Annotated in this window: 27 protein-coding genes and 1 other RNA gene; 16 read left to right on the top strand and 12 right to left on the bottom strand. The window is 66.5% G+C overall.

Going from position 1 to position 25,808, the window contains the following annotated elements:
• Window positions 1-2: 2 nt before the first annotated feature.
• The 4 genes from FVF75_RS09955 to FVF75_RS09940 all read right to left on the bottom strand — a co-directional run bounded on the left by FVF75_RS09955 (window position 3) and on the right by FVF75_RS09940 (window position 4,718).
• A complete protein-coding gene (locus tag FVF75_RS09955; protein ID WP_148377815.1) occupies window positions 3-1,223 on the bottom strand; it encodes an aminotransferase class V-fold PLP-dependent enzyme in 1,221 nt (406 codons plus the stop codon).
• Window positions 1,224-1,323: 100 nt separating this feature from the next.
• Window positions 1,324-2,961, bottom strand: coding sequence for a BCCT family transporter (locus FVF75_RS09950; RefSeq protein ID WP_148377814.1), 1,638 nt, complete (start codon window positions 2,959-2,961; stop codon window positions 1,324-1,326).
• 43 nt (window positions 2,962-3,004) lie between these two features.
• Window positions 3,005-3,421 (bottom strand): universal stress protein, encoded by a 417-nt coding sequence (locus FVF75_RS09945; protein ID WP_148377813.1) that lies wholly within the window; start codon window positions 3,419-3,421, stop codon window positions 3,005-3,007.
• 301 nt (window positions 3,422-3,722) lie between these two features.
• On the bottom strand, window positions 3,723-4,718 hold the full coding sequence (locus FVF75_RS09940; protein WP_148377812.1) for an MDR family oxidoreductase: 996 nt from the start codon (window positions 4,716-4,718) through the stop codon (window positions 3,723-3,725).
• A gap of 211 nt (window positions 4,719-4,929) precedes the next feature.
• Between FVF75_RS09940 and FVF75_RS09935 the strand changes: the two genes are divergently transcribed.
• From FVF75_RS09935 to FVF75_RS09870, 14 genes are all read left to right on the top strand, one after another.
• Window positions 4,930-5,661 (top strand): hypothetical protein, encoded by a 732-nt coding sequence (locus FVF75_RS09935; RefSeq protein WP_148377811.1) that lies wholly within the window; start codon window positions 4,930-4,932, stop codon window positions 5,659-5,661.
• 59 nt (window positions 5,662-5,720) lie between these two features.
• Window positions 5,721-6,047 carry a hypothetical protein gene (locus FVF75_RS09930; protein ID WP_148377810.1) on the top strand — a complete coding sequence of 109 codons (327 nt, stop codon included), beginning with the start codon at window positions 5,721-5,723 and terminating at the stop codon, window positions 6,045-6,047.
• 16 nt (window positions 6,048-6,063) lie between these two features.
• Window positions 6,064-6,415, top strand: a transfer-messenger RNA (tmRNA) gene (gene ssrA, locus FVF75_RS09925).
• Window positions 6,416-6,545: 130 nt separating this feature from the next.
• The gene (locus FVF75_RS09920; protein ID WP_148377809.1) at window positions 6,546-7,040 is read left to right on the top strand and encodes an SspB family protein; all 495 of its coding nucleotides are present in this window, start codon (window positions 6,546-6,548) and stop codon (window positions 7,038-7,040) included.
• Window positions 7,041-7,162: 122 nt separating this feature from the next.
• Window positions 7,163-8,557, top strand: coding sequence for a class II fumarate hydratase (gene fumC, locus FVF75_RS09915; protein WP_148377808.1), 1,395 nt, complete (start codon window positions 7,163-7,165; stop codon window positions 8,555-8,557).
• Entirely contained in the window at window positions 8,557-8,730 is a 174-nt protein-coding gene (locus FVF75_RS09910) for a DUF4169 family protein (protein WP_148377807.1), read from the top strand. The genes fumC and FVF75_RS09910 overlap by 1 nt, the downstream gene beginning before the upstream one ends.
• The gene (locus tag FVF75_RS09905; protein WP_148377806.1) at window positions 8,727-8,951 is read left to right on the top strand and encodes a ribbon-helix-helix domain-containing protein; all 225 of its coding nucleotides are present in this window, start codon (window positions 8,727-8,729) and stop codon (window positions 8,949-8,951) included. The genes FVF75_RS09910 and FVF75_RS09905 overlap by 4 nt, the downstream gene beginning before the upstream one ends.
• Before the next feature lie 104 nt (window positions 8,952-9,055).
• Window positions 9,056-9,745, top strand: coding sequence for a hypothetical protein (locus FVF75_RS09900; RefSeq protein WP_148377805.1), 690 nt, complete (start codon window positions 9,056-9,058; stop codon window positions 9,743-9,745).
• A 326-nt stretch (window positions 9,746-10,071) separates the two neighbouring features.
• Window positions 10,072-11,283 carry an NADP-dependent isocitrate dehydrogenase gene (locus FVF75_RS09895; RefSeq protein ID WP_148377804.1) on the top strand — a complete coding sequence of 404 codons (1,212 nt, stop codon included), beginning with the start codon at window positions 10,072-10,074 and terminating at the stop codon, window positions 11,281-11,283.
• A gap of 133 nt (window positions 11,284-11,416) precedes the next feature.
• Window positions 11,417-11,746 carry a divalent-cation tolerance protein CutA gene (gene cutA, locus FVF75_RS09890; RefSeq protein ID WP_222861217.1) on the top strand — a complete coding sequence of 110 codons (330 nt, stop codon included), beginning with the start codon at window positions 11,417-11,419 and terminating at the stop codon, window positions 11,744-11,746.
• 2 nt (window positions 11,747-11,748) lie between these two features.
• Window positions 11,749-12,078 (top strand): DMT family transporter, encoded by a 330-nt coding sequence (locus FVF75_RS09885; RefSeq protein WP_148377802.1) that lies wholly within the window; start codon window positions 11,749-11,751, stop codon window positions 12,076-12,078.
• Window positions 12,079-12,081: 3 nt separating this feature from the next.
• On the top strand, window positions 12,082-12,696 hold the full coding sequence (locus tag FVF75_RS09880) for a YitT family protein (RefSeq protein ID WP_148377801.1): 615 nt from the start codon (window positions 12,082-12,084) through the stop codon (window positions 12,694-12,696).
• Window positions 12,697-12,772: 76 nt separating this feature from the next.
• Window positions 12,773-14,593, top strand: coding sequence for a translational GTPase TypA (typA, locus tag FVF75_RS09875; RefSeq protein WP_148377800.1), 1,821 nt, complete (start codon window positions 12,773-12,775; stop codon window positions 14,591-14,593).
• A 66-nt stretch (window positions 14,594-14,659) separates the two neighbouring features.
• Window positions 14,660-15,232 (top strand): VOC family protein, encoded by a 573-nt coding sequence (locus FVF75_RS09870; RefSeq protein ID WP_148377799.1) that lies wholly within the window; start codon window positions 14,660-14,662, stop codon window positions 15,230-15,232.
• Window positions 15,233-15,275: 43 nt separating this feature from the next.
• Here FVF75_RS09870 and ccmE read toward each other — a convergent pair whose 3' ends face one another.
• The 5 genes from ccmE to FVF75_RS09845 form a co-directional block, all read right to left on the bottom strand.
• The gene (gene ccmE, locus FVF75_RS09865; RefSeq protein ID WP_148377933.1) at window positions 15,276-15,719 is read right to left on the bottom strand and encodes a cytochrome c maturation protein CcmE; all 444 of its coding nucleotides are present in this window, start codon (window positions 15,717-15,719) and stop codon (window positions 15,276-15,278) included.
• Between the two features lie 18 nt (window positions 15,720-15,737).
• Window positions 15,738-16,766 carry an N-acetyl-gamma-glutamyl-phosphate reductase gene (gene argC, locus FVF75_RS09860; protein WP_148377798.1) on the bottom strand — a complete coding sequence of 343 codons (1,029 nt, stop codon included), beginning with the start codon at window positions 16,764-16,766 and terminating at the stop codon, window positions 15,738-15,740.
• Window positions 16,767-16,820: 54 nt separating this feature from the next.
• A complete protein-coding gene (locus FVF75_RS09855) occupies window positions 16,821-17,633 on the bottom strand; it encodes a glutamate racemase (RefSeq protein WP_148377797.1) in 813 nt (270 codons plus the stop codon).
• Between the two features lie 85 nt (window positions 17,634-17,718).
• Window positions 17,719-19,317: an AMP-binding protein gene (locus FVF75_RS09850; RefSeq protein ID WP_148377932.1), complete on the bottom strand. Its 1,599-nt coding sequence runs from the start codon at window positions 19,315-19,317 to the stop codon at window positions 17,719-17,721.
• A gap of 11 nt (window positions 19,318-19,328) precedes the next feature.
• Entirely contained in the window at window positions 19,329-19,796 is a 468-nt protein-coding gene (locus tag FVF75_RS09845) for a D-galactarate dehydratase (protein WP_148377796.1), read from the bottom strand.
• Window positions 19,797-19,876: 80 nt separating this feature from the next.
• Between FVF75_RS09845 and moaA the strand changes: the two genes are divergently transcribed.
• Both moaA and FVF75_RS09835 read left to right on the top strand, forming a co-directional pair.
• Window positions 19,877-20,887 (top strand): GTP 3',8-cyclase MoaA, encoded by a 1,011-nt coding sequence (gene moaA, locus FVF75_RS09840; protein WP_148377795.1) that lies wholly within the window; start codon window positions 19,877-19,879, stop codon window positions 20,885-20,887.
• A 100-nt stretch (window positions 20,888-20,987) separates the two neighbouring features.
• Window positions 20,988-22,271, top strand: coding sequence for a hypothetical protein (locus FVF75_RS09835; protein WP_148377794.1), 1,284 nt, complete (start codon window positions 20,988-20,990; stop codon window positions 22,269-22,271).
• Here the strand turns inward: FVF75_RS09835 and FVF75_RS09830 are convergent.
• The 3 genes from FVF75_RS09830 to FVF75_RS09820 form a co-directional block, all read right to left on the bottom strand.
• Window positions 22,213-22,896, bottom strand: coding sequence for a carboxymuconolactone decarboxylase family protein (locus tag FVF75_RS09830; protein WP_148377793.1), 684 nt, complete (start codon window positions 22,894-22,896; stop codon window positions 22,213-22,215). The genes FVF75_RS09835 and FVF75_RS09830 overlap by 59 nt on opposite strands.
• A 78-nt stretch (window positions 22,897-22,974) precedes the next feature.
• Window positions 22,975-24,321 carry an NAD(P)/FAD-dependent oxidoreductase gene (locus FVF75_RS09825; protein ID WP_148377931.1) on the bottom strand — a complete coding sequence of 449 codons (1,347 nt, stop codon included), beginning with the start codon at window positions 24,319-24,321 and terminating at the stop codon, window positions 22,975-22,977.
• Window positions 24,322-24,363: 42 nt separating this feature from the next.
• The gene (locus FVF75_RS09820; protein WP_148377792.1) at window positions 24,364-25,773 is read right to left on the bottom strand and encodes a phosphohexomutase domain-containing protein; all 1,410 of its coding nucleotides are present in this window, start codon (window positions 25,771-25,773) and stop codon (window positions 24,364-24,366) included.
• Window positions 25,774-25,808: the final 35 nt, after the last annotated feature.

Below are 25,808 nucleotides of genomic sequence, written 5' to 3'. Positions count from 1 at the left end.
GCTCACAGCACCCGATCTAGCGCCGCGATCAGCCGGTCGACCTCGGCCGCCGCGGTGTAGTGCACGAAACTCAGCCGCAGCACGCCCTTGTCCGGGTCGATCCGCATCGCCTCGAGCGGGCGCTGGCCGTAGAAATTGCCGCCCTCGGCCATGATCCCCTGCCCGGCCAGTTCGGCTGCCGCCGCCGCACCGGGCCCGGCCAGTTCCACCGCGACCGTGGGCGCGCGCGCCGCCGCGTCGGTCGGGCCGATCAGCCGCACCGAGTTTCGCGCCGACAGATAGTCGAGCAGGGGTTGCAGCTGCGTGCTTTCATGCGCGCGCATCAGGTCATGGGCATGACGCGCCGCGCCCGCGCCCGCCTTGGGGCCGCCATGATGCGCCGACAGCGCCTCGAGATAATCCGCCATCCCCGCACTTGCCGCCACCTGGGCATGGTCCGGCCCGGCCGGGGTGAAACGTTTGTAGAGCGGCCCGGCGTTGAAATGATGCGCCTGGTTGGGCAACAGATCCCCCAGCGCGCGGCGGATCACCATGATGCCCTGGTGCGGCCCGTAGGTCTTGTAGGCCGAAAACAGGTAGATATCCGGCCCCATCATCCCGACATCGGGCAGGCCATGCGGCGCATAGCTGACCCCGTCTACGCAGACGAAGGCTCCGGCGGCATGGGCCAGCGCAGTGATCGCGGCGACATCGTTGATCTCGCCCACGATGTTGGAGACATGCGGAAACACCACCAGCCGCACCTTTTCGTCAAGCAGCGCATCCAGCCCGGCGGGGTCGAGGTGTCCGGTCGCGGGATCGACCCGCCATTCGCGGATCTCGATCCCGTCCGCCTCCAGCCGCCGCCACGGGCCGGAATTGGCCTCGTGGTCCTGGTTGGTCACCACGATCGCCTCGCCCGGCTGCATGAACTGGCGAAACGCCTGTGCCAGCACATAGGTGTTCTGGGTGGTCGAGGGGCCGAAGCTCAGCTCGTCGGTGGCGACCCCCAGCATCGCGGCCAGCCGCGCGCGGGCCTCGTTCATCTCCTCGCCGCCCAGCCGGCTGGCCTCGTAGGGGCCATAGGGCTGCACCTTGCGCTGAGTATAGAACCGCGTCAGCCGCTCGATCACCGGGCGCGCGGTATAGCTGCCGCCGGCGTTTTCGAAAAACGCCTGATCTTGCAGCGATGGTTCGGAAAACGCGGGAAACTGCCCCCGCACCCAGTCTATGTCGAGCGCCATGAAAACCTCCGTTTTGCAGGGTTTTATGGGGCTGACCGGCCGCGCTGTCCACCGGACAAAATGCCCCCGGCGCCCACGGGCGCCGGGGGCGACAGAAAGATCAGGCGCGGCGTTCGGCCCTCAGCCCTTTCCAGATCGCATAGCACATCACCAGAAGCACCAGCGTGAACGGCAGGCCGGTCGAGATCACCATGCTTTGCAGCGAGGCAAGCCCGCCCGCCGACAACAGGAGCACGATCGCCACCGCGCCCTCGAAGATGCACCAGAACACCCGCTGCGGCACCGGCGCATCGACCTTGCCGCCCGCGGTGATGGTGTCGATCACCAGAGAGCCGGAGTCCGACGAGGTGACGAAAAACACGATCACCAGCACGATCCCCACCAGCGACGTGATCGCGGTCAACGGCAGCATGTCCAGCATCTTGAACAGCTTGAGCTCCAGCGGCGCGTCCTGGGCCGCGGTATAGCCGTCCTGAATCACCTGCTGGATGGCGGTTCCGCCGAACACGCTCATCCACAGCACACAGACCAGCGACGGCACCAGCAGCACCGCGATGATGAACTCGCGAACGCTGCGGCCCCGGCTGACGCGGGCGATGAACATTCCGACGAAGGGCGACCAGGAAATCCACCAGGCCCAGTAGAAGCTTGTCCAGCCCTGCAGGAAGTTCACATCCTCGCGCCCGACCGGATTGGACAGCGACGGCAGGTATTGCACATAGGCCAGCAGGTAGTCGAGAAACCCGGTCAGGATCGCCAGCGTCGGCCCGACGATCAGCACGAAGGCCAGCAGCAGGAACGCCAGCCCCATGTTGATCTCCGACAGCACCTTGACGCCCCCGTCCAGCCCGCGCAGCACCGAAATCAGCGCGATCGCGGTGATGCCCGAGATCAGCAGAACCTCGGTTGTCGGCCCCACCGGCAGGCCGAACAACTCGTTCAGCCCCGCATTAGCCTGGGTCGCACCGAAGCCCAGCGAGGTGGCCAGGCCAAACAGGGTCGCGAACACCGCCAGCGTGTCGATGACATGGCCCCACCAGCCCCACACCCGCTCGCCCAGGAGCGGGTAGAAGGCCGAGCGGATGGTCAGCGGCAGGCCCTTGTTGTAGCTGAACAGGGCCAGCGCCAGCGCGACGATGGCGTAGATCGCCCAGGGGTGAAGGCCCCAGTGATAGATCGTCGCCGCCATGCCCAACCGGACCGCGTCGGCCTCGTTGCCCGCGGCCCCGCCCAGCGGCGCCCAGTCGGTGCGCACGCCGCCTTCGGAGGCGATGCCGCCCATGGCAGAGGAGAAATGCGTCATCGGCTCGGCAACGCCATAGAACATCAGGCCGATGCCCATGCCGGCGGCGAACAGCATCGCGAACCACCCGACATAGGAATAATCCGGCGTCGCCTCGGCGCCGCCCAGGCGCACCTTGCCCAGCGGCGTCACGATCAGCATGAGGCAGAACAGCACGAAAATGTTGCCCGCGCTGAGGAAAAACCAGTCGAAGCGCTGCGTCACGAAATCGAAACTCGCCGAGAACGCCCGGCCCGCCTGTTCTGGCAGCGCCAGCGTGTAGAACACGAAGGCGACGATCGTCAGCCCCGAGATCAGGAAGACCGGGTTGTGGATGTCCAACCCGAACGGTCCGATCGAGGTTTCGATGTTGTCCTGTCCGATCTCGTAATCGGTGTCGATCAGATCGGCGCGGCCCTCGGGCGCGGGAATGCCTTGCGGATCACTGTCGCTCATTGTCGAAATCCTTCCCTGTTGGAAATTCTCTTGCTGGGGCGCATCAGCCGCGCACCACGAGGACCGAGGCCCTGGCATGCGCCGCAATCTTGCCGCCGTTCGAAGGCCAGATGTAATCCATCAGCCCCGGCACGTGGCTTTGCATCACCACCAGGTCCGCCCCGGTCGCGTCGACCGCACGCAAGAGCGCGTCGTCGACCTCGGTGGTCGGATCGTGCGCCATGGCGGCATGGGCATCGGCGTTTATGCCGTGCAGTTCGGCCTGACCGGCGGCGAACTCGCCCAGAAGCCGTTTGAACTCCTCGGGGTTGTGGGCCAGCTTGCCCGGCGTCGCGGTGCCGACCCCGACATAGGTCACCTTCGCGCCCCAGTGCGCGGCCAGGTCCGCCGTCACCTTCAAGGCATGTGACAGCCTGTCCTGATGCGCCAGGTCCACCGGCGCCATGATATGCTGGAACATGGTCTCTCCCGTTCGCGCGCGGGACAGGTCCACCCGATGTCGTCCGGGCAAATGCCCTCGCGTCGTCGTTCAGGGGGGTGGCCCGGCGCCTCCGAACCACGTCCGCCCGGGGTCAGGCTAACGTGAAACCCGGGCGGATGGCAAAGAGGTGCGGCGGTTTTCCGGGCGAAACCGACATGCGGCGGCACCGGGGATCGGGCGGCAGGCGGGCGGCGGCGCGTGCCCGCAGACGCGGCCAGCCCGGCGCACGCAGACGCCGGGCGGGAATCGGGATTGGCTCGGATCGACTGCGGCAGGCCGTTCAGGCGTTCACATCGACCACGACGCGCCCCTTGACCTGCCCTTTCAGAATGTCGGCCCCAAGGCGTGGCAGGTCGGCCAGTGTTGCCGGCTCCACCATCGCTTCGAGCTTGTCCATCGGCAGATCGCGGGCAATCCGTGCCCAGGCGCGCAGGCGGTTGTCGTAGGGCTGCATCACGCTGTCGATGCCCAGCAGGTTCACGCCCCGCAGGATGAAGGGCGTGATCAGCGCGCCCTCGATCGCGGCGCCGCCGGCCAGGCCGATCGCTGCCACCGATGCGCCGTAGTTCATCTGCTTGAGCACCCGGCCAAGCATCGCACCGGCCACCGCGTCGACGCAGCCGGCCCAGCGTTCGCTTTCCAGCGGCTTGCGCGTCACCTCGGTCAACTCGTCGCGGGCCACGATCTCGGTGGCGCCAAGGTCGCGCAGGTAATCCGCCTGTTCCGGCCGGCCGGTGACCGCCGCCACCTCGTGCCCAAGCTGCGCCAGGATCGCGGTCGCGACCGAACCGACGCCGCCCGCGGCCCCGGTCACCAGCACCGGGCCCTTGCCTGGCACCAGCCCGTGATCCTCGAGCGCCATCACCGCCAGCATCGCGGTCAGCCCGGCGGTGCCCACCGCCATCGCCTGCCGCGTGGTCAGGCCTTCGGGCAAGGGCACCAGCCAGTCGGCCTTGACGCGCGCCTTCTGGGCATAGCCGCCCCAATGCACCTCGCCCACCCGCCAGCCGGTCAGCACCACCTTGTCGCCGGGCGCATAGCGCGAATCCTCCGACGCTTCGACCGTGCCGGCGAAGTCGATGCCCGCGACATGCGGGTAGTTGCGCACCAGCCCGCCGCCCTTGGGCGACAGGCACAGCCCGTCCTTGTAGTTCACCGTGGAATACTCGACCGCGACGGTCACGTCGCCTTCGGGCAGTTGCCCCTCGTCGATCTCGGTGATCGCGGGGCTGGCCAGCCCGTCCTCGCCCTGTTGCAACAGAAGTGCCTTGAACATGGTGTCTCCTTTCGGTCGCTTGCCTGCACGCCCCGCGCGGCACCCGTGTGATACCGGCCACAAACGGCAATGAGAAGCCCAGTCCTCGCCTCTCCCGGTTGACTGTCGCCGGGCGGCGGTCAGGATAAAGGCAGGATCGGGGGTCTGTTGCGCGTGGCCATTTTCGGCGTGGAGGTGACGCAGGCACCGATTTGGACTGACCGGGGGAGCCATGCATCTGAGAGCCGTAATCCTTGCGCTGGTCGTCCTTGCCGGGATGATACCGCCGGAAGGGGCCGGCGCGCAGACCCGATACACCTCGTCAAGCACCGGTCTTTACTGGGAATGGGGCTCGTTCAGGGACGGGTGCAACGGCGATTGCGCGCTGACGGTATTTGGCGGGCGCCACACCTCGGTTCGGATGACCAGCGCCTTCGGCATTGCCGATTTCACCAACGGCGATTTCGGTTTCGTGCCGATGGTTCCGGTCTGGGACTGGCCGTGGGAGGATACCGGACTGGTCGGCGGCGCCTATTCGCGGCGGCTGGCCTCGTTCGGCTACGAACCCTGGGGCGACCTTTTCGACATCGAGGCCGAGCTTGGCATCGCGCAACGCTTTGGCGATCAGGACGAAACCGAGGTCTGGGGCGCGCTCTATTTCCGCTGGAAGGCGTTTCCCTGGAACAGCCTGCTCTACACCACGGTCGGGGTCTCGACCGGGCTGAGCTATGCCAGCGGCGTATCGGACTGGGAAAAGGGGACCAGCGGCACCAACGAGGGGTCGCGCCTGTTGCACTACCTGTCGCCCGAGATCACCTTCGCCCTGCCCGACCGGCGCGACCGGGAACTGGTGTTCCGCTTCCACCACCGTTCGGGCGGCGGCGATTTCTTTGCGAGCGACATTTTCAACCACGCCGACGGCGGATCGAACTACGCCACGGTGGGCCTGCGCTTTCGGTTCTGAGGCGGGGCCGCGGGATCTCGCCGCCCCCGGCCCGGCGCAATTGCAGATTCCAGGCGAACATGAAGTTCACCGAAAAGCTGCCCCGGGGTGCTGGTGGTGGCGCCGTTGTTGCTGTCTCCGACATGGCTATCCAGCCCCTCGACGACGATCAGGCGCACCAGGCCGCCGTTCGGGCCGTCCGCCGGACGGGCGCAATCATCGGTTTGCGCCTCGATGGGAAAGCTGCCGCATTGCGGCAGGTTCGACTACGCGCCTGCGGCGCCCGCGATGATCTAAAAAGCTGCAATCCCAATATCTTGCAATACGAGTTTCATGTAAAACATTGCCTGAAAACGCACCGGCAAGGGCCAGCCATGCCGCCAGATCGCTGCCCGGCCCACATTTAAGGCAAGCGTCACGCAATCCCTTGAGATTGCCGCGCCCTGCGCCTATATTCGTCTTGTCCTTCGGGACTATGGACATAAACGCGCTCGTAATAAGCGGATCGGACCCGGGGGCGGTACCCGGCGGCTCCACCAAAATCCCTTTGTTGGGGGGACATGGGGCCGAAACAGGATCGACGAACGTCTAAAGGAGATTGCTTTGTCCCGGTGAGGTACCACCGTTATCGGTCCGTAAAGCATAATTGCCAACAACAATCGTGCTCCGGCTATGGCTCTGGCTGCTTAAGCAGTCCGAGTTGCCGAAACTTAAGTCCTTGCGCCTAGCCGCGTAAGGCGGGGTTCGCAGGCACCTGGCAACAGAAGCCTGCACTTTCCCTTTTGCCAACACGTCAGAGTTCCCCGCCGCCGGCATCGCGGCCCGTGGCGACGCAATCGGGATTCGCGGCTTTTCTTCGATCCCGAATCCCCTATTGTGGGGGCGAACCGGCCCAGAGGATCAAGATGTCGGACGACGAGATCGACTATGGCAACATGATGCACGACGCCATGCGCGGGTTGATCCGCGACGTGCTGGCGCGCGTGGCCAAGACCGGGCTGCCCGGTGAGCATCACTTCTTCATCAGCTTCGACACCGGGCACCCGGATGTCGAGATCGCGGACTGGCTGTCGGACCGGTTTCCCGCCGACATGACCATCGTGATGCAGCACTGGTTCGACGATCTCGAGGTCGATGACGACGGTTTTGCGGTGACGCTGAATTTCAACGACCAGCCCGAGCGCATGTATGTGCCCTACGACGCGATCCGCACCTTCGTCGACCCCTCGGTCGAGTTCGGGCTGCGCTTTGAATCGCAGGAAGCCGAGAACATCGAGAAAGCGCCGGAGGAACCCCGCCCCCTGCGCGAGCCGCGAAAGGACGGCGAGGATGCGCCCGACCGCGCCGAGGAGGCATCGCGCGCCGCCGAGGTGGTCAGCCTCGACAGTTTCCGCAAGTAGGCAGCTTTCGCAAACGGGCGCCCCTGCGACCCCTTGCATCCCATCGTATACCATATTGAAATTGCACTTTCGGCGCGGCTTGGTATGTAAGCCGCGACCAATCGCATCAAGAGGGCTGCCCGATGACCAAGACCCGCACCGAGACCGACAGCTTCGGCCCGCTCGAGGTTCCCGCCGACAAGTATTGGGGCGCGCAGACCCAGCGGTCGCTGATGAATTTCCCGATCGGTTGGGAGCGCCAGCCGGTCGCCATCGTGCGCGCTCTGGGCGTGATCAAGCAGGCCTGCGCCGAAGCCAACAAGGCCGCCGGCGGGCTCGACGCGCGGCTGGCCGACGCGATCATCGCGGCGGCGGGCGAGGTGATCGAAGGCAAGTTCGACGACAACTTCCCGCTGGTCGTCTGGCAGACCGGGTCGGGCACGCAGTCGAACATGAACGCCAACGAGGTGATCGCCAACCGCGCCATCGAGATCCTGGGCGGCGAGATCGGATCGAAAGACCCGGTCCATCCGAACGACCATTGCAACATGGGGCAAAGCTCCAACGACACCTTCCCGACCGCGATGCACATCGCCACGGCCACATCGGTGCGCGACGTGCTGTTGCCGGGGCTGGAAAAACTCGCCGCCGGGCTCGAGGCCAAGGCAGGCGAGTTCAAGGACATCATCAAGATCGGGCGCACCCACACCCAGGACGCGACCCCCCTGACGCTGGGGCAGGAGTTTTCCGGCTATGCCCACCAGATCCGCCAGGGCATCGCGCGGGTAAAGCTCACCCTGCCCGGCATCTACGAGCTTGCCCAGGGCGGCACCGCCGTCGGCACCGGGCTGAACACCCGGCCCGGCTGGGGCGAAGAGGTCGCCGCCAACATGGCGCGCATCACCGGACTGCCCTTCGTGACCGCGCCCAACAAGTTCGAAGCCCTCGCTGCACATGACGCGATGGTGTTCATGTCGGGCGCTTTGGCCACCGTCGCCGGGTCATGCTACAAGATCGCCAACGACATCCGTTTCCTTGGTTCCGGCCCGCGTTCGGGGCTGGGCGAACTGATCCTGCCGGAGAACGAGCCGGGGTCGTCGATCATGCCCGGCAAGGTCAACCCGACCCAGGCCGAGGCGCTGACGCAGGTTGCTGCCCACGTCATGGGCAACGACGCCGCGATCAAGTTCGCAGGCAGCCAGGGGCATTTCGAGCTGAACGTCTACAATCCGATGATGGCCTACAACCTGCTTCAGTCGATCCAGCTTCTGGGCGACGCCGCCGACAGTTTCACCGAACGCATGCTGAACGGCATCAAGGCCGATGAGCAGCGGATCGGCAAGCTGATGCGCGAAAGCCTGATGCTGGTCACGGCGCTGGCGCCCACCATCGGCTATGACAACGCCACCAAGGTCGCCAAGACCGCCCACAAGAACGGCACCACCCTGAAGGAAGAGGCGATCGCGCTGGGCTTTGTCGATGCCGAGACCTTCGACCGCGTGGTGCGGCCCGAAGACATGATCGGTCCCAAGGGCTGATGGCCAAGGTCGCGTCCCTGTCCAAGGCCCGCAAGACGCGCGCGCGCGACGAAAAGCGCGCGGCTGCGGACGCGAACGCGGTGAAATACGGGCGCACCGGGGCCGAGAAGGCGGCGGACAAGGCGCGGGCCTACAAGGCCGCGCGCGATCTCGACGGGAAAAAGCGCGAATGAGCGCGCGTCCGGCCAAGCATTCGCTGACGCTCAAGGGCCACCGCACCTCGGTGTCGCTGGAGCCCGAGTTCTGGCAGGCCTTCCGCGACATCGCCGCCGCCGAAGGCAAGGGCATCAACGAACTGGCCGCCGAGATCGACGCGGCGCGCGGGGTCTCGGCGGGGCTGGCCTCGGCGATCCGGGTCTATGTGCTCAGGTATCACGCCGGGGGAAAAACCTGAGGCGGTTGGGCAAAAAAGCTTCCAATCCCGACTCTGATTTGTAACTTTCCCCCCCCTGAGGGGGAGTTTCCATGATCAAATCCATTCTAGCAGCCGCGGCAGTCATGTTTACGGTCGGGACCGCGCAGGCCCAGACCTTCGAAGGCGCGACCGCGCGGTTCGAATTTCTGCACTACGACGATGGCGCAGGGTTCACCCTGTCGCAGGTGAACGCCGGCGCCGATGCCGCGTTCCGCTTTTCCAGCGGGTTCGGCGTGCAGGTCGGTGTCAACGGCATGACCGAGGTAGCCAGTTCCGACCCGTTCCTGACCTTCCAGACCATCGGCGGCGTGGCGGTTCACAATTTCTACGACGTGTCCGGCACCACCCGGCTGGGCGCGCTTGTGGCCTATGACACCTTCAACGGCGGCGACTGGTTCCTCGGGGCCGAGGCGACCTATGTCAGTGGCCCCTGGCGCCTCGAGGCGCGCGGCGGGCATTATTTCTCGTCCGTGGAACCGGCCTGGCTGCTCGAAGCCTCGGGGTCTTATGCCGTCAGCGACCGATTTCGCCTGCGCGGCTATCTGCGCAACATCGACTACGGTGCGGGCTTTGGCTATTACCGTCTCGCCGGGGTGGGGGCGAGCGTGGCCGTCACCGATCAGATCTCGTTCTATGGCGATTATGCTCTGATGTGGAACGACTTCGGCAAGCCTCCGGTCTATCGCGGTTCGGTCATTTCGGCGGGGCTGACGTTCCGGCTGGACGGGGCCGGCGACAGCGACCGCATGTTCACCTACAAGCCGTATTACTAGGGGTTTGTTGACCACGACCGCGTCGCGGCCGGCGCGATATCGAGCGCATCGTCGGCTGGGCGGCGTTCGGAGTTGAGTTGCGGCGGCGCGGCTTTCACGCGGTCGAAAACGCCGGGCAGATGGTGATCATCTGCAACACCGAAATGGTGCGTGTGGTCTGCTGAGGCTGCGGGCAAGAGCTTTCCGAAGGCTCTTGCCAAGATCATTCGGAATGATCCTGGCCGCTTCGGTGCGCCTTTCAGTATACAACCGCATACCATCTTCCCACGCGCTCCGATCTGCGCTAGAAGGCGCCAACCGATTCACAAACAGTCAAGGAGCGCCCCATGACGAAGATCAAGGTGGACAACCCCATCGTCGAGATCGACGGCGACGAGATGACCCGGATCATCTGGGACATCATCAAGAAAAAGCTGATCGAGCCCTATCTCGATGTCGACCTGCTCTACTACGACCTTTCGATCCAGAAACGCGACGAGACCGACGACCAGATCACCATCGACGCCGCCGAGAAGATCAAGGAAGTCGGCGTCGGCGTGAAATGCGCCACCATCACGCCCGATGAGGCGCGCGTCGAGGAATTCGGCCTGAAAAAGATGTGGCGCTCGCCCAATGGCACGATCCGTAACATCCTGGGCGGCGTGGTGTTCCGCGCCCCGATCATCTGCTCGAACGTGCCGCGCCTTGTGCCGGGCTGGACCAAGCCGATCGTCGTCGGCCGCCACGCCTTTGGCGACCAGTATCGCGCCACCGATTTCCGCTTTCCGGGCAAGGGCAAGCTGACGATGAAATTCGTCGGCGAGGACGGCGCCGTGATCGAGCACGAGGTGTTCGACGCCCCCGGCGCCGGGATCGCGATGGGCATGTACAACCTCGACGCCTCGATCTACGACTTCGCCCGCGCCTCGCTCAACTATGGCCTCAACCTTGGCTGGCCGGTGTATCTGTCGACCAAGAACACCATCCTCAAGGCCTATGACGGCCGCTTCAAGGATATCTTCCAGGAAGTCTACGAGGCCGAGTTCGCCGACAAGTTCAAGGCAAAGGGCATCCACTACGAACACCGCCTGATCGACGACATGGTCGCGGCGGCGCTGAAATGGTCGGGCGGCTATGTCTGGGCCTGCAAGAACTACGACGGCGACGTGCAGTCCGACACCGTGGCGCAGGGCTATGGCTCGCTCGGGCTGATGACCTCGCAACTGATGACGCCGGACGGCAAGATCGTCGAGGCCGAGGCGGCGCATGGCACCGTCACCCGCCACTATCGCCAGCACCAGAAGGGCGAGGCGACCTCGACCAACTCGATTGCGTCGATCTACGCCTGGACCGGCGGGCTCAAGCACCGCGCCAAGCTCGACGACAACAGCGCCCTGATGCAGTTCGCGGAAACGCTCGAAAAGGTGGTGGTCGACACCGTCGAAGGCGGCCAGATGACCAAGGACCTGGCGCTGCTGGTCGGCCCCGACCAGAAGTGGCTGACCACCGAGGGCTTCCTCGACGCGGTCGACGAGAACCTGCAAAAGGCGCTTGCCTGATCCGGGCCGCCTGACGAAACCACCTGCAAAGGCGGCATCCCGGTGCCGCCTTTCGCTTTTTTCGCCGCGCGCACTGGCGCGGTGCTGCGTGCGGGCGTAGCGTCGGCCCCGACAGCGGACCACAGAGACCATGATGCAGAGCCATAACGCCGTCGAGGCGCAGATCACCTTTCCCAGCGAAGACCTGGCACTTGCCGCCGCCGATCGGCTGGTCGGTGCCGGTCTGATCGCCTGCGGGCAGATCGCGCGCATCGCCTCGGTCTATACCTGGCAGGGCCGCACCGAACGCGCCGAGGAATGGCTACTGACCGCCAAGACCACCCGCGCCTGCCTGACCGCGCTCGAGGCCGACATCCGCGCCCATCACCCGGACGAGGTGCCGCAGATCACCGCACTTGCCATCGTCGGGGGCAGCGCCGATTACCTCGACTGGGTTGAAACCACCTGCAAAGCCCCGGATTGACCATGCCCTACCTGATCCTGTTCATCGCCGTCGTCGCCGAGACCATCGGCACAACCGCGCTGCAAGCCAGCCAGCAATTCAGCCGGCTGGTGCCGTCGCTGATCGTCGTCGTCGCCTATGCGGTCAGTTTCGCGCTGCTGGCCTGGGCCTTGAAGTTCATGCCGGTGGGCATCGCCTATGCGATCTGGTCCGGGCTGGGCATCGCGATGATCGCGGTAATCGGGTTCATCGTGTTCGGCCAGCGGCTCGACCTGCCCGCGATCCTCGGCATGGCGATGATCCTCGGCGGCATCCTCGTCATTCACCTGTTCTCGAACACCGGACCGGCCTGACCCATGCTCCTGCTCTCGTCCCCTCCTGACCGGCATTCGCCGGTCGAAGACCTGATCGGCTTTCTGTCCGGCACCGTGCTGGTTGCGGTTTCGGTGCAGTTTCTTCAGGCCGCCGGGCTGATCACCGGCCAGATCGCAGGGCTGTCGCTGATCGTCGCCTACATGGGTGGCTGGTCGTTCGGGATGGTGTTTTTCGTGCTGAACCTGCCGTTCTATGCCTTCGCGCTGGCGCGGATGGGCTGGCGCTTCACGCTCAAGACCTTCCTTGCCGTGGCGCTTTTGTCGGTCATCACCGACCTTCTCAGCCGCTTCACCACGCTCGAGGTCACGCACCCCGCGGTCGCGGCCCTTGCCGCCGGCATCCTGGCCAGCGCCGGGCTGGTGATCCTGTTTCGCCACGGCGCCTCGCTGGGCGGGGTCGGGATCATGGCGCTTTACCTGCAGGACCGGGCCGGGATACGGGCCGGGCTGGTGCAGTTGGTGTTCGACCTGGGCGTGCTGGTGCTGGCGCTGTTTTTGTTCCCGCTCACGGTTGTGGTATGGTCCTTCGCGGGGGCAGCACTTCTCAATATCGTGATCGCGCTCAACCACCGCCGCGACCGCTACATCGCGAAATAGAGCCTTTTTCGTTTTCGCACTGGCAATTGCTGCAACCGCGCTGTAATGCCGCGCGATGCAGACAAAGGACGCGTTCATGGACCTTCGCAATATTGCGATCATCGCCCACGTTGACCACGGCAAGACCACTCTGGTGGACGAATTGCTCAAGCAATCGGGGGCGTTCCGCGAGAACCAGGCGGTGGCCGAACGCGCGATGGACAGTAACGACATCGAGCGCGAGCGCGGCATCACCATCCTGGCCAAGGCCACGTCGGTCGAGTGGAAGGGCACGCGCATCAACATCGTCGACACGCCGGGCCACGCCGATTTCGGCGGCGAGGTCGAGCGCATCCTGTCGATGGTCGATGGCGTGGTGCTGCTGGTCGACGCCGCCGAAGGGCCGATGCCGCAGACCAAGTTCGTCACCGCCAAGGCGCTGGCGCTGGGGCTGCGCCCGATCGTGGTGCTCAACAAGGTCGACAAGCCCGACGCCGAGCCAGACCGGGCGCTGAACGAGGTGTTCGACCTGTTCGCCAACCTCGGCGCCGACGACGACCAGCTTGATTTTCCGCATCTCTACGCTTCGGGCCGCTCCGGCTGGGCCGATGCCACGCTGGATGGGCCGCGCAAGGGCCTGGATGCGCTGTTCAAGCTGGTGGTGAACCATGTGCCCGCGCCGCGCCAGATCAAGCGCCAGGGCGAGGATTTTCGCATGCTCGCCACCACGCTGGGCGCCGATCCGTTCATCGGCCGCATCCTGACCGGCCGCGTGGAATCGGGCCGTCTCAAGACCGGCGCGACGGTGCAGGCGATCAGCCGCATCGGCCAGAAGATCGAACAATTCCGGGTGTCCAAGATCCTCGCCTTCCGCGGCCTCGGCCAGCAGGAGATTCCCGAGGCGATTGCGGGCGACATCGTCACGCTTGCCGGCATGTCCAAGGCCACCGTGTCGGACACGATCGCCGCACTCGCGGTCGACACCCCCCTGCCCGCCCAGCCGATCGACCCGCCGACCATCTCGGTCACCTTCGGGATCAACGACAGCCCGCTCGCAGGCCGCGACGGCAAGAAGGTGCAAAGCCGCGTGATCCGTGAGCGCCTGATGAAAGAGGCCGAAAGCAACGTCGCCATCAAGGTCACCGACACGCCGGGCGGCGACGCCTTCGAGGTTGCGGGCCGCGGCGAATTGCAGATGGGTGTGCTGATCGAGAACATGCGCCGCGAAGGGTTCGAACTGTCGATCTCGCGCCCGCAGGTTCTGTTGCGCGAACAGGACGGCGTGACGCTGGAGCCGATCGAGGAAGTCACCATCGACGTCGACGACGAGTATTCCGGCGCGGTGATCGAAAAGATCACCGGCGCGCGCAAGGGCGAGCTGGTCGAGATGAAGCCCGCGGGCACCGGCAAGACCCGGATCATCGCGCATGTGCCGTCGCGCGGGCTGATCGGCTATCACGGCGAGTTCCTGACCGACACCCGCGGCACCGGCGTTCTGAACCGGGTGTTTCACGACTGGGCGCCGCACAAGGGCGCCATCGAGGGCCGGCGCGCGGGCGTGCTGATCTCGATGGAGGCGGGCGAAGCGGTGGCCTATGCGCTGTGGAACCTCGAAGAGCGCGGCAAGATGTTCATCGGGCCGCAGGAAAAGGTCTACCAGGGCATGATCATCGGCGAACATGCGCGGGAAAACGATCTCGAGGTCAACCCGCTCAAGGGCAAGAAGCTGACCAACGTGCGCGCCTCGGGCACCGACGAGGCGGTGCGGCTGACACCGGCCACGATCTTTTCGCTGGAACAGGCCATCGCCTATATCAACGACGACGAACTGGTCGAAGTGACACCGAACGCGATCCGCCTGCGCAAACGCCACCTCGACCCGCATGAACGCAAGCGCGCGGCCCGGGCCGCCGTATAGCCGGGGCTGCCAGCCGCGTCGCCGGGATGATAGGGTCGAACCCTGTCACGAAGATGGGAGCGAGCCATGCAGAAGCTGCAAGTTCAGGGCGTGCACCACATCACGCTGACCGGGGCCGACCGGCAGACCTCGATCGACTTCTGGCAGGGCACGCTGGGGATGCCGTTCGTGTTCGAACAACCCAACCTCGACACGCCGGGCGAGAATCACCTCTATTTCGACCCCGGCGACGGGCGGCTGATCACGGTGTTCACCCACGAGGCGCGCAAGCCCGATCCGTCGCCCACGCCGCGCGGGGCGGGCAATCTGCACCACCTTGCGTTCAACGTCTCCGCCGCCACCTTTGCCCAGGCGGTCGAGCGGCTTGCTGCGCGCGGGATCACGCATTCCGGGGTGAGGGATCGCGGCTTCATGGACTCGATCTATTTCCGCGACCCGCTGGGGCTGTTGATCGAACTGGCCTGCTACAGGTTCGAGCCGCCCGCCGGGTTCAGCCATGCCGATGTGCTGCGCGAGGCGCATCTCATCCGGGTGGCACGCAATGCCCACGCCATCGCCCCCCCGCACCTTGCCGACGCCATCGAGCGGCTGGTGGCCCGCCGACACGGCGCCGGAGCCGAGGACGACACGGCGAACTGATCGGATAGTCCGGCAGGCGCTCAGGGCGCGGTCTGACCGGATATCAGCTTTCCGGGTCCTGGTAGACGCCCTGTTCCTTCAACGCGTCCACAACCTCGCGCGGCACGTATTCCTCGTCGTGTTTGGCAAGGATTTCCGAGGCCTCAAAAACCCCGTTCACCAGTTTGCCGGTGCCGATCATGCCCTGGTTTTCCTCGAAGAGGTCGGGCAGGATGCCGGTAAAGACCACCGGCACCGAGGCGCCGCCGTCGGTGACGGAAAAGCGGATGGTCTCGCCGTCGCCGCGCACCAGCGTGCCCTCTTCGACCAGCCCGCCAAGGCGGAACACCTCGTTCGGCGCGGGCGGCTCTTCCATCACCTGCACCGGCGAGCGGAAATAGTTGATGCCATCCTGAAAGGCATAGCCGATCAGCCCCGTCGACAAGATCAGCGCCAGAATTGCGATCACGATGACCTGCACCCGGCGGCGCTTTTTCAGACCCTTCATTCCGGCCATGTCAGCCTCCTAAGGAAAGACCGGGGCCAGCATCAGCCCGGTGGTTTCGTCTTCGCCCAGCATCAGGTTGGCGTTCTGCACCGCCTGCCCCGATGAGCCCTTGGCGAGATTGTCAAGCGCGGCCACGACCAGCGCGCGGCCCGGCGTCCGGTCCCCGATCACGCCGATATGGCACAGGTTCGAACCCGTGACCTGCCCCGTCCCCGGTGCCTGCCCGAACGGCAGAACGTGGATGAACGGCTCATCGGCATAGCGCGCGGCCAGCACCCGGTGGATGACCTGCGCGTCGCCCTCGACATAGCAATCGGCGAGGATGCCGCGATTGATCGGCACCAGGTGCGGCGTGAAGGTGATGCGCACATCGCGCCCGGCAATGGCGGAGAACTCCTGGTCGAACTCGCCCAGGTGCCGGTGCTTGCCGCCCTGGGCATAGCCCAGGACATCCATCGCCCGCTCGGCGAACAGCATGTTTTCCTTGAGGCTGCGCCCGGCACCGGACACCCCGTTCTTGAGGTCGCAGATGATCCGGTCGAGGTTGATCAGCCCGTTCTCGATCAGCGGACGCAGCGCGTATTGCACGGTCGCCGCGTTGCAGCCGGTGCCGGCCACAAGCCGCGCACCCCGGATGTCGTCGCGGTAGAACTCGGTCAGGCCATAGACCGCCTGTTTCTGAAGCTCGACCGCCACATGCGGCGCGCCATACCATTTTTCGTATTCCGCCGGGTCGCGCAGACGGAAATCGGCGCCGAGGTCAACGACCTTCACGCTGTCCGGCAGATCGCGCACCAGCGCCTGACTGAGGCCATGTGGCAAGGCGGCGAAGGCCAGGTCGACGCCCGAGAAGTCGATGTCCTCGATGGTGGTCAGCACCGGCAAGTCGAGGTGGGCCAGGTGCGGATAGACATCGGCCATTCGCTGCCCGGCCTTGCGGTCAGCCGACAGGGCGACGATCTCCATCGTCGGATGCGTGGCGATGAAGCGGACAAGCTCGGCGCCGGTGTAGCCGGACGCGCCCAGGATGGCGATCTTGTGGGTCATGGCGGCCCTTCGTGCGTTCGCAGATGAGATAGGGGCAAATCCGGTCCGGCGCAATCACGCCGGCTCGAAAGTGATCTTTCGCCGCAGGAAGCGGGTGGCCTGGTCGGACACCTTGCGCGCATCCCCGGTGGTCAGAAATCTTGACCGCGTGCCCGGCCCGGTCATGCCCGGGTGGCGGGTGAGGTAATCGGCAAGGCTGGCCGCGACCAGCCCGGCCTGGCTGAAGACCGCCACGCCTTCGCCCAGGGCGTCCTGAAATACCTGTTGCATCAGCGGGTAATGGGTGCAGCCGAGCACCGCCGCATCGGGCCCCGGCATCTTGCGCTTGAGCGCATCGACATGGCTGCGCACCAGCGCTTCGGCCAAGATCAGGTCGCCCTCCTCGATCGCGTCGACCACGCCGCCGCAGGCCTGCGCCTCGACATCGACGCCGATGGCGCGAAACGCAAGCTCGCGCTGAAAGGCGCGGCTGGCCACGGTGGCGGGGGTGGCGAACAGCGCCACGTGCTTGACCGCCACTTCGCGCGGCGGCGAGTTGTCGCCCCATTGCCGTTCGGTCAGCGCCTCGATCAGCGGCACGAAAACGCCCAGCACGCGCTTGCCCTCGGGCAATCCGCCCTCCTGCATCCGCCTGAGTGCGGCCGCCGAGGCGGTGTTGCAGGCCAGGATCACCAGGTCGCAGCCCTCGTCCCAGAGCCGCTCGACCGCGTGTTTGGTCAGGGCGAAAATGTCGTCGGCGTCGCGCACCCCATAGGGCGCATGGGCGTTGTCACCGAAATAGACGAACGGCACTTCGGGCAGACGCTGCGATACCGCGTCGAGCACCGTCAGCCCGCCAAGACCCGAATCGAAAATTCCGACTGCCATCTGCCTGTCCTGCCTGTTTTCGCGCCACAGGGATAAGCCGGTCAGGGGCGGAAATCCATCGTGAATTCGACCCCGGCGGGTGCGCTCAGCCCTCGCGCAGCGACCTGCGCATGATCTTGCCGGTGGCGGTCAGGGGCAGGCTGTCGACGAAATCCAGCGCACGTGGCGCCACGTGAGGACTGACCTTGTCGCGCACCCGCTGGATCAGGGCGTCGCGCAGGGTATCGCTTGCGGTGCCGTCGCGCGCGATGACAAAGGCCTTCACCACCTCGGTGCGCAGCGCGTCCGGCACGCCGACCACCGCCGCCATCACCACGTCGGGGTGGCCGTTCAGGCAATGCTCGATCTCGGACGGCCCGATCCGGTAGCCCGCCGAGGTGATCACGTCGTCGTCGCGGCTGACAAAGCCGACATAGCCGTCGGCGTCCATCATGCCGAGGTCGCCGGTCTTGAGCCAGTCGCCGATGAATTTCTCGGCGGTCTTCTCGGGCTGGTTCCAATAGCCCAGGAACATGACCGGATCGGGGCGCTTCACCGCGATCTCGCCGGTCTCGCCCCGGGGCACCTCATGCCCATCCGCGTCGATGATCGCCACCTCGTGGCCCGGCACCGGCTGGCCGATCATGCCCGGGCGAACCTCCATCGCGCTGGCCATGGTGTTGACGACCAGGTTGCATTCGGTCTGGCCGTAGATCTCGTTGATCGGCGCGCCCAGCACCTCGCGCCCCCAATCCAGCAGGTCCGGCCCCAGGCTTTCGCCGCCGGAATTGATCGCGCGGATATCGACCGCCTCCGGCACGCTGGCCCGGCGCATGAGTTTGAGCGCGGTCGGCGGAAGGAACAGGGTGCGCACCTTGTGCCGGGCGATCAGGTCAAAGGCGCGGTCGGGGTCGAACTTGCGCATCCGGTGACTGATCAGCGGCACGCCGTGGTAGAGGCACGGCATGGCCAAGTCCATCAACCCGCCGATCCAGGCCCAGTCGGCGGGGGTCCAGCCGACATCGCCGGGCTGCGGAAACCGCTCCAACTGGCACTCGATGCCGGGCAGATGGCCCAGCAGCACCCGGTGGGCATGCAGCGCGCCCTTGGGCGGGCCGGTGGTGCCGGAGGTATAGACCAGAAGCGCCGGATCGTCGGGGCCGGTCTCGACCGGCGGGATCGGCCGGGCGGCTTCGATCTCGTCCCAGAGGTTGCGCACAGGGGCCGATGCGGGATCGGTCGCGTAGACCTCGGCGAGGTCCGGCAGGTCGGCGCGGATGGCGTCGATCTTGGCCAGCCCGCCCGCGTCGGTCACCACCAGTTTCGCACCGCTGTCGGCCAGCCGGAAGGACAGTGCGTCGGGTCCGAACAGCGAAAACAGCGGCAGCACGATGGCGCCGCGCTTTTGCGCCGCGAAATGGGTGATCAGCACCTCGGGGCCCTGTTCCAGCAGCACCCCGACCCGGTCGCCCGGCCCGACGCCGCGCGCGGCGAAACTGGCCGCCAGCCGGTCGGAGGCGCGTTTGAGCTGGCCATAGCTCCAGGTCGTTGCAGCCCCATCGGCGGCGACATGGGTCAACGCAAGGCGGTCGGGGTCATCGCGCGCCCAGGAATCGCAACAGGCCTCGGCGATGTTGAACCGGGCCGGGATGTTCCAGCGAAAATTGGCGCGAATCTCGTCCCAGGTGCCCCAGTGCCGGATCATGCGGCGGTCGGTCATTTCGCGAACACCTCAAGCTCGTGTAGGCCGGTCAGCCCGACCTCGAGCAGCCTGAGAGCGGCAAGCGAAATCCGGCTGCCCGCCCCCGCCGGCCCGTCGATCGGGCGCAGTTCAAGCTGCACGCTCTTGCCGTTGGCTATGGCGACCACGCGACCCGGCCCGGCCTGCGTCACCAGGGGCGTTTCCAGCCAGAACCCGGGGTTGGCGGGGCTGCCCAGGGCGGCCACCGTGCGCCCCAGCCGCGCCTCTCCCGCCGGTTCGGGCGCGGCCACGGCGGCGGCGCGCTCCTCGGGTGTGGTGGTATCGAAGGCGTCCGCCGTCGCGGCCCCGCGCGGCACCACGGCCCCGCCCGCATCGGGGCGCGGCATCGGGCGGGTCATGCCCTCGGGCGGCGCAAGATCCGGCGCGGTGCCGGTCAGGCTGCATGCAGAGAGGAGCAGGACAAGGGCGAGACTGCGTTTCATGGCCCGAGGTTACGGTCAATTCGGCGTGCAGACAACGGCCAAGGCTTGTCCCCGGCGCGCGCCCGGCATAGCTTGACCATATGACTCAGGCATCACTCATCGACCCGTTCCAGCGCCCGATCACCTATCTCAGGCTGTCGGTCACGGATCGCTGCGATTTTCGCTGCACCTATTGCATGGCAGAGGACATGACCTTCCTGCCGAAAAAGCACCTTCTGTCGCTGGAAGAGCTCGACCGGCTGTCCACCGCCTTCATCGGGCTCGGCGTGCGCAAGCTGCGCATCACTGGCGGAGAGCCCTTGGTGCGCAAGGATATTCTCAAGTATTTCAACGCCATGTCGCGCCACCTTGAAAGCGGCGCGCTGGACGAATTGACACTGACCACCAACGGCTCGCAGCTTGCGCGCTTCGCGCAGCCGCTGTTTGACGCGGGCGTGCGGCGGGTCAATGTCTCGCTCGACTCGCTCGATCCCGACAAGTTCGCCGAGATCACCCGCCGTGGGCGGCTCGATCAGGTTCTGTCCGGCATCGACGCGGCGCAGGCGGCGGGGCTGCGGGTCAAGATCAACGCGGTGGCGCTCAAGGGCTTCAACGAGGACGAGTTGTTCGACCTGGTCGACTGGTGCGCATCGCGCGACATGGACCTGACCTTCATCGAGGTCATGCCGATGGGCGACGAGGGCCACGAGGACCGGATCGACCAATACTGGCCTCTCACCGACCTGCGCGACCGTCTGGCGGAGCGCTTCACCCTGACGCCGCTGGCCGAGCGCACCGGCGGCCCGGCGCGCTATGTGCGGCTTGAGGAGAGCGGGCAGAAGATCGGCTTCATCACGCCGCTCACGCATAATTTCTGCGAAAGCTGCAACCGGGTGCGGATGACCTGCACCGGCGAATTGTTCATGTGTCTCGGGCAGGAGGACCGCGCCGACCTGCGCGCGCCCCTGCGCGCCGCGCCAGACGATGACGGCCCGCTGATCGCGGCGATCCGCGAAGCCATCTCGCGCAAACCCAAGGGGCACGATTTCGACTATTCGCGCCAGCGCCCCGAGGGCCAGGTCAGCCGCCACATGAGCCATACCGGCGGCTGAAGCGTGAACCTGTTGTGGACACGCCCAAGTGAGCAGCTACATCTTGCGCGCGCACCCCGCCCCGCCATAGGGTAAGCACGGGTTCGACGGGGCGCGCGGTTTGAGGCAGGCACAGACACGGCACAGGGGTATTCTTCGCACGCTCGTGGTGGTCGCGGCGGTGCTGATCGGCGTGACGCGGGCCGTTGCCGGGCCGCTCAGCGTCGAAACCCTGGCCGAAACCTTCGAGCCGTGCGAGCTGTTGCACCTCACCCGGCGCGGATATCCCGGCTGGCGCGGGGCCGAGGCCCGGCCCGAGGTCGTCACCCGCCGCAGCCTGCAGGCGCTGGCCGATCACGCCGCCACGCTGTCACCCTCCCTGTCCGAGCGGGGCAGCTTCCCCCTGCAACAGGGCGCGGCCAGTTCGATCCAGGCGGCGCAGGTTTACCGGCGGCTGGCCGTGTTGCTGGACGATGCCGGGCTGGCGTTCAACGAAGGCTACGGTTTCAACGATGTCGAGGCGATGGCCGAGGCGGCGCATGACCGGCTGCGGGCCGCACGCGGCATTCACGCCTGCGTCACCTTCAAATGGGCCAACAAGCGGCCCGACATGTTCATGCAGCCTCTGTTCGAGGTCGATTTCCAACGCATCGCCGCGCTGTTCTCGCCGGCCGCGTTCGAGCGCCAGCGCGACTGGCCGCGCGATCCCGATCTGACCGCGCGCGAAGCCTTCGAACTGCGCGCGACCCGGCTGGCGACCTTCTATTTCGAACTGCTGTTCGACGTGGTCGGCAAGGATAAGGGCGATTTTTTCGGCAAACTTCACAAGCGGTTCACCGCCACCACGGTCTGCACCGACGAGGCAACGATTTCGCAGGGTTTCCTGGCCGATATCCTGATCGCCGAGGGCTTGCTGACGAAGTTCGAACTGATCCGGCCCAGCCGCTATGCCCATCGCCGCCCGCCGATGGGCATTCCCTTTGCCGAGGCGCTGTCACCGATCAACGATATCGGGCAGTTGACTGACCATTTCGCACCGATCCTGGTGCGCAAGGGCGACGGGCTGCTTTTGGTCGTCGACAGTTGGGTCGAGGATGGCGGGCTGCCGTCGCATATCGCGCGGCTCGGTCCCTGGAGCGATCAGCGCGAGAACGAAAACGTGGTGTCGCTGACCGCGCGCCGGGATCATGTCGTCGACCGGTTGATGGATCGGGTGGTGCTGGAACCGGACGGCAGCAAGCTGCGGGTGCGCCGGGCAACCGCGGCCTTCGACGAGGTGCAGGAGTACCTGCTGGCCAGCCATTTCGGCGGGCATCGCCCGGCATCCCTGCCCGATCCGCGCTCTGTCAGCCTCGACCAGGTGGATGGGCGCTGGGTCGGCGTGATGCGATTCGGGCGCTACTGACGGGTCCGGTGGCGGGCGCGGGCTGATCGGGATCGTCGCCCTTCTTCTCGCGCATCAGCCATTTCGTCGGCAACATCAGCCAGGCGGTCGCGATCCAGAACAGAAGCTCGAACAGCGCGTTGCTGCCTGGTGCTTTCTGGCCCTTGAGCCGCGCCGGAAAGGCGTCGAAGGTGTTGCCCAGCAGGTTGCCGAAAAAGATCACCCGGATCATCAGCATCACGTCGCGCGCGGTGGTCTCGCCATAGAAGTCGTTGAGCCGCGCGGTCATGTCGGGGTCCGGCTGGCGGTTGGTTTCGGCGTAGTGCTGGGCGTAAAGCAGTCCCGGCAGTTCGTGCTCGGTGGCCGAGGCTTCGAATTGCAGATCGAACATGCTTTGCATTTCCTCCTGGCTCATGCCGCCCTCAACCGCCTGCTTGGCGTGAAACCAGGTGCAATAGGTGCAACCGTTGATCGCGGTCACCACCATCATGATCTTGCCGATGAAATCGCGGCCGACCTCGGGGTTCTTCATCGCCCGCCCGATCGCGCGACCGTGCGAGATCAGGTAGCCCAGGTCGCTGAACAGCAGCGACGGGGTAAAGATCTTCTTGTCATAAACGTCCGTGCGGTTGGTCGTGTCGGTCATGGTCACGCCCCCCTTTCACATTACAGGTGGGCATGTGATAGGGTTATTACAACGAGGCGGGTCGTCGCGGCTGGGGGCTCACAGGCTCGGGCCGCGTTCAAGCCTCGACCCGTCGGTGAAACGCGACAGCCGGAACCGGGCCAGGTCATGCCCCGGATCGCGGCCCATCACGAGGTCGGCGGTGATGCGCCCGAAGGCCGGGCCGATGCCGAAGCCGTGACCGCACATGCCGGTCGCGATGGTCAGGCCCGGCCGTTGCGCGGCGCGATCCACCACCGGCACAAGGTCCGGCAGCGTGTCGATCATCCCGGCCCAGGCGCTTTCGATCACGGTCTCGCCAAGCCCCGGGAAGGTCTCGGAGAAGCCGCGCGCGGTGCGGGCGACGATGCGCATGTTCGGCGCGGGGTTCAGCACCCGCATCCGCTCGAACGGCGAAATCGCGTCGGGCGACCAGCGGCGCGGCGTCGTCCAGGCATCGGGATAGTGCCGCGGCGCCGCCGGGCGAAAGGCTGTGGCGAACGGATTCGAGATGATTTGCGGCAGATAGCGGGTGAAGGCGCGAAAGGCATCGGGGCCGATATCGAACTCGTGGTGGGCCTCGGCGGCCAGGGTATAGCCGCCATCGGCGCGCCTGCGAAACGCCAGCCGATGATCCAGCGCGCCACCAGCGAAAACCTCGTGCATCGGCCGGGTGCGCATCGCGGTGCCGCGCACCGACAACTGCGGGATGGACACGCCGGCATGGCGCAGCAAGAGCGACGACCATGCCCCGCCGGCCACCACGACCTCGGGGGTCGCGATGCGGCCGCGCTCGGTCACCACCCCGGTCACGCGCCCGGCCTCGTGCTCGATCGCGCGCGCGGCGCAGGCTTCGATGATCGCGACCCCGGCGCAGACAGCCAGCCGGGCGATGGCGGGCACCGTGACGAACGGTTCGGCGCGCATGTCGGTCGGGGTCCAGAGCGCGCCGGGCCAGCGCATCGCGGCCTCGGGCAGCAGCCGTGCGACCCCGTCGGCATCGAGAATCTGTGACGACACGCCAAATGGCGCCGCCCCCTTCAGCCAGTCCTCGAATTCGGCCAGCTCGCGCGCGTCCCTGGCCAGGTAGGCAACGCCCCCCTGTGTCAGCGAAATATCGGTATCGACCTCGGCGGCGAGGGTCGGCCAGATCGCCTGCGCCTCCTGCGCAATAGGGATCTCGGCGAAATCGCGGCCCTGAACCCTGATCCAGCCCCAGTTGCGGCTGGATTGTTCGCCGGCCACCCGGCCCTTTTCCACGACTACCACCCTGCGCCCGGCACGGGCGAGGAACAGCGCGGTGGAAATGCCGATCACCCCGCCGCCGATCACCACGCAATCGGCGCTGTCGGGCAAGGGCGCATCATGGGCGACGGGGTTGCGTTCGGAAATCGGAAACGGGGTCATGGTCATCGAGACTCCTTCAAGGCCGGGTGGGAGATGCAGCGATCATTCCGGGTGTTGGCGGGGTGCGGCAAGGACCGCCGCAAGCCTGTCGAAATAGCCCGCCACCAGCGCCTCGGCGCCCGCCCGGCTGTCTGCCTCGGCATAGACGCGGAACTCGGGCGCGTTGCCGGAGGGGCGCAGGTGGACGACCTCGCCACTGTCGAAGGTCACGCGCAACCCGTCGGTCTGGTCGATGCCGGCAATCTCTCCGGTCGGCTCGAAGAAGGCGGCGCGCGCGGCGGCATCGCCTGACAGGTCCGCGAGCAGACTGCGCGCCCTGGCGGGGTCGATCCGTTGCACCCGGTTGGCGGCGGTGAAGCGCGGCGGCAGGTCGGCAATCAACCCGGCAAGGGTGCCTCCGGCGGCGCGCGCGGCGGCGAGTGGCGCAAGGATGGGCAGGAGTGCATCGCGGGTCATCAGGGGCGGGAGCGTCCCCGCCGCCGCACTGGCCGCGAACCCGAGCAGAAAGCCGCCGTTGGCTTCGAACCCGACCACCTTCGCCGCCGGGTCACTGTCCAGCACCGTCTCCATCGCCGCCACCACATAGGGCGAGCCGATGCGCGTCAGCGTGGTGTCGAACAGCCCCGTCACCATCGAGTTGGACGACACCGGAGTCACCACCCTTTGCGCCCCCAGCGCCTGCGCGGTCAGCACGCCCAGCACGTCGCCGGGAATGACCGCGCCGGTCCCGTCCGTCAGCATCGGCCGGTCGCCATCGCCATCGGTCGAGGCCACTGCATCAAGCCCCTGCCCCGTGCACCATTCGGCCAGCATCGTGCGGGTTTCCGGGTCGACCGCCTCGGTATCGACCGGGATGAAGGTGTCGGAGCGCGCCAGCGGCACCGGCGCGGCGCCAAGTGCGGCCAGCACCTCCACCAGCACGTCGCGCGCCGCCGAGGAATGCTGGTAGACCCCGATCCGCAGCCCGGCCAGCGCATCCGGCCCGAAGGCAGCCGCGTAGCGGGCGACATAGCCCGACCGCGCGCTGGCGCTGGTCGTTCCTGTCCCGGCCCGGCCCTCTGGCGCCGCCCCGGCGCGGTAGGCTGCCGTGATCGCGGCCTCGTCTTGCTTGGTGATCTCGCCGGTCGCGCGGTAGAACTTCAACCCGTTGCGGTCTGCGGGAATGTGGCTGCCGGTGACCATCACCGCGGACGATCCCGCCGCCATCGCCGCAAGCGCCAGCGCCGGGGTCGCAAGCGCGCCGCAATCCACCGTATCGACACCCGCACCCTGGGCGGCGGCGATCACGGCGGCGGCGATGTCCGGCGAGGACGGGCGCAGATCGCGCCCGACGAAGAGCGGCCCTTCCGGCGGACAGGCGGCCAGAAAGGCCCGGGTGTAAGCCGCGACCGTCGCCGCATCCAGCTCGGTCACGAGCCCGCGCAGGCCGCTGGTTCCGAAAGACAGGGACATGGCCGCCTCCGCTGATGTTCTTTGCGGTTGATTAT

This window comes from Maritimibacter fusiformis (assembly GCF_008086115.1).
GTDB classification, from domain to species: Bacteria; Pseudomonadota; Alphaproteobacteria; order Rhodobacterales; family Rhodobacteraceae; genus Muriiphilus; species Muriiphilus fusiformis.
Note: the sequence above shows the minus strand (reverse complement) of the source record. Positions and strands in the feature narration are given on the sequence as shown.

Excerpts from the sequence above, each read along its gene's own strand:
- FVF75_RS09955 (WP_148377815.1), bottom strand. The coding sequence starts at position 1,223 with ATGGCGCTCGACATAGACTGGGTGCGGGGGCAGTTTCCCGCGTTTTCC.
- FVF75_RS09950 (WP_148377814.1), bottom strand. The coding sequence starts at position 2,961 with ATGAGCGACAGTGATCCGCAAGGCATTCCCGCGCCCGAGGGCCGCGCC.
- FVF75_RS09945 (WP_148377813.1), bottom strand. The coding sequence starts at position 3,421 with ATGTTCCAGCATATCATGGCGCCGGTGGACCTGGCGCATCAGGACAGG.
- FVF75_RS09940 (WP_148377812.1), bottom strand. The coding sequence starts at position 4,718 with ATGTTCAAGGCACTTCTGTTGCAACAGGGCGAGGACGGGCTGGCCAGC.
- FVF75_RS09935 (WP_148377811.1), top strand. The coding sequence starts at position 4,930 with ATGCATCTGAGAGCCGTAATCCTTGCGCTGGTCGTCCTTGCCGGGATG.
- FVF75_RS09930 (WP_148377810.1), top strand. The coding sequence starts at position 5,721 with ATGAAGTTCACCGAAAAGCTGCCCCGGGGTGCTGGTGGTGGCGCCGTT.
- FVF75_RS09920 (WP_148377809.1), top strand. The coding sequence starts at position 6,546 with ATGTCGGACGACGAGATCGACTATGGCAACATGATGCACGACGCCATG.
- fumC (WP_148377808.1), top strand. The coding sequence starts at position 7,163 with ATGACCAAGACCCGCACCGAGACCGACAGCTTCGGCCCGCTCGAGGTT.
- FVF75_RS09910 (WP_148377807.1), top strand. The coding sequence starts at position 8,557 with ATGGCCAAGGTCGCGTCCCTGTCCAAGGCCCGCAAGACGCGCGCGCGC.
- FVF75_RS09905 (WP_148377806.1), top strand. The coding sequence starts at position 8,727 with ATGAGCGCGCGTCCGGCCAAGCATTCGCTGACGCTCAAGGGCCACCGC.
- FVF75_RS09900 (WP_148377805.1), top strand. The coding sequence starts at position 9,056 with ATGTTTACGGTCGGGACCGCGCAGGCCCAGACCTTCGAAGGCGCGACC.
- FVF75_RS09895 (WP_148377804.1), top strand. The coding sequence starts at position 10,072 with ATGACGAAGATCAAGGTGGACAACCCCATCGTCGAGATCGACGGCGAC.
- cutA (WP_222861217.1), top strand. The coding sequence starts at position 11,417 with ATGCAGAGCCATAACGCCGTCGAGGCGCAGATCACCTTTCCCAGCGAA.
- FVF75_RS09885 (WP_148377802.1), top strand. The coding sequence starts at position 11,749 with ATGCCCTACCTGATCCTGTTCATCGCCGTCGTCGCCGAGACCATCGGC.
- FVF75_RS09880 (WP_148377801.1), top strand. The coding sequence starts at position 12,082 with ATGCTCCTGCTCTCGTCCCCTCCTGACCGGCATTCGCCGGTCGAAGAC.
- typA (WP_148377800.1), top strand. The coding sequence starts at position 12,773 with ATGGACCTTCGCAATATTGCGATCATCGCCCACGTTGACCACGGCAAG.
- FVF75_RS09870 (WP_148377799.1), top strand. The coding sequence starts at position 14,660 with ATGCAGAAGCTGCAAGTTCAGGGCGTGCACCACATCACGCTGACCGGG.
- ccmE (WP_148377933.1), bottom strand. The coding sequence starts at position 15,719 with ATGAAGGGTCTGAAAAAGCGCCGCCGGGTGCAGGTCATCGTGATCGCA.
- argC (WP_148377798.1), bottom strand. The coding sequence starts at position 16,766 with ATGACCCACAAGATCGCCATCCTGGGCGCGTCCGGCTACACCGGCGCC.
- FVF75_RS09855 (WP_148377797.1), bottom strand. The coding sequence starts at position 17,633 with ATGGCAGTCGGAATTTTCGATTCGGGTCTTGGCGGGCTGACGGTGCTC.
- FVF75_RS09850 (WP_148377932.1), bottom strand. The coding sequence starts at position 19,317 with ATGATCCGGCACTGGGGCACCTGGGACGAGATTCGCGCCAATTTTCGC.
- FVF75_RS09845 (WP_148377796.1), bottom strand. The coding sequence starts at position 19,796 with ATGAAACGCAGTCTCGCCCTTGTCCTGCTCCTCTCTGCATGCAGCCTG.
- moaA (WP_148377795.1), top strand. The coding sequence starts at position 19,877 with ATGACTCAGGCATCACTCATCGACCCGTTCCAGCGCCCGATCACCTAT.
- FVF75_RS09830 (WP_148377793.1), bottom strand. The coding sequence starts at position 22,896 with ATGACCGACACGACCAACCGCACGGACGTTTATGACAAGAAGATCTTT.
- FVF75_RS09825 (WP_148377931.1), bottom strand. The coding sequence starts at position 24,321 with ATGACCCCGTTTCCGATTTCCGAACGCAACCCCGTCGCCCATGATGCG.
- FVF75_RS09820 (WP_148377792.1), bottom strand. The coding sequence starts at position 25,773 with ATGTCCCTGTCTTTCGGAACCAGCGGCCTGCGCGGGCTCGTGACCGAG.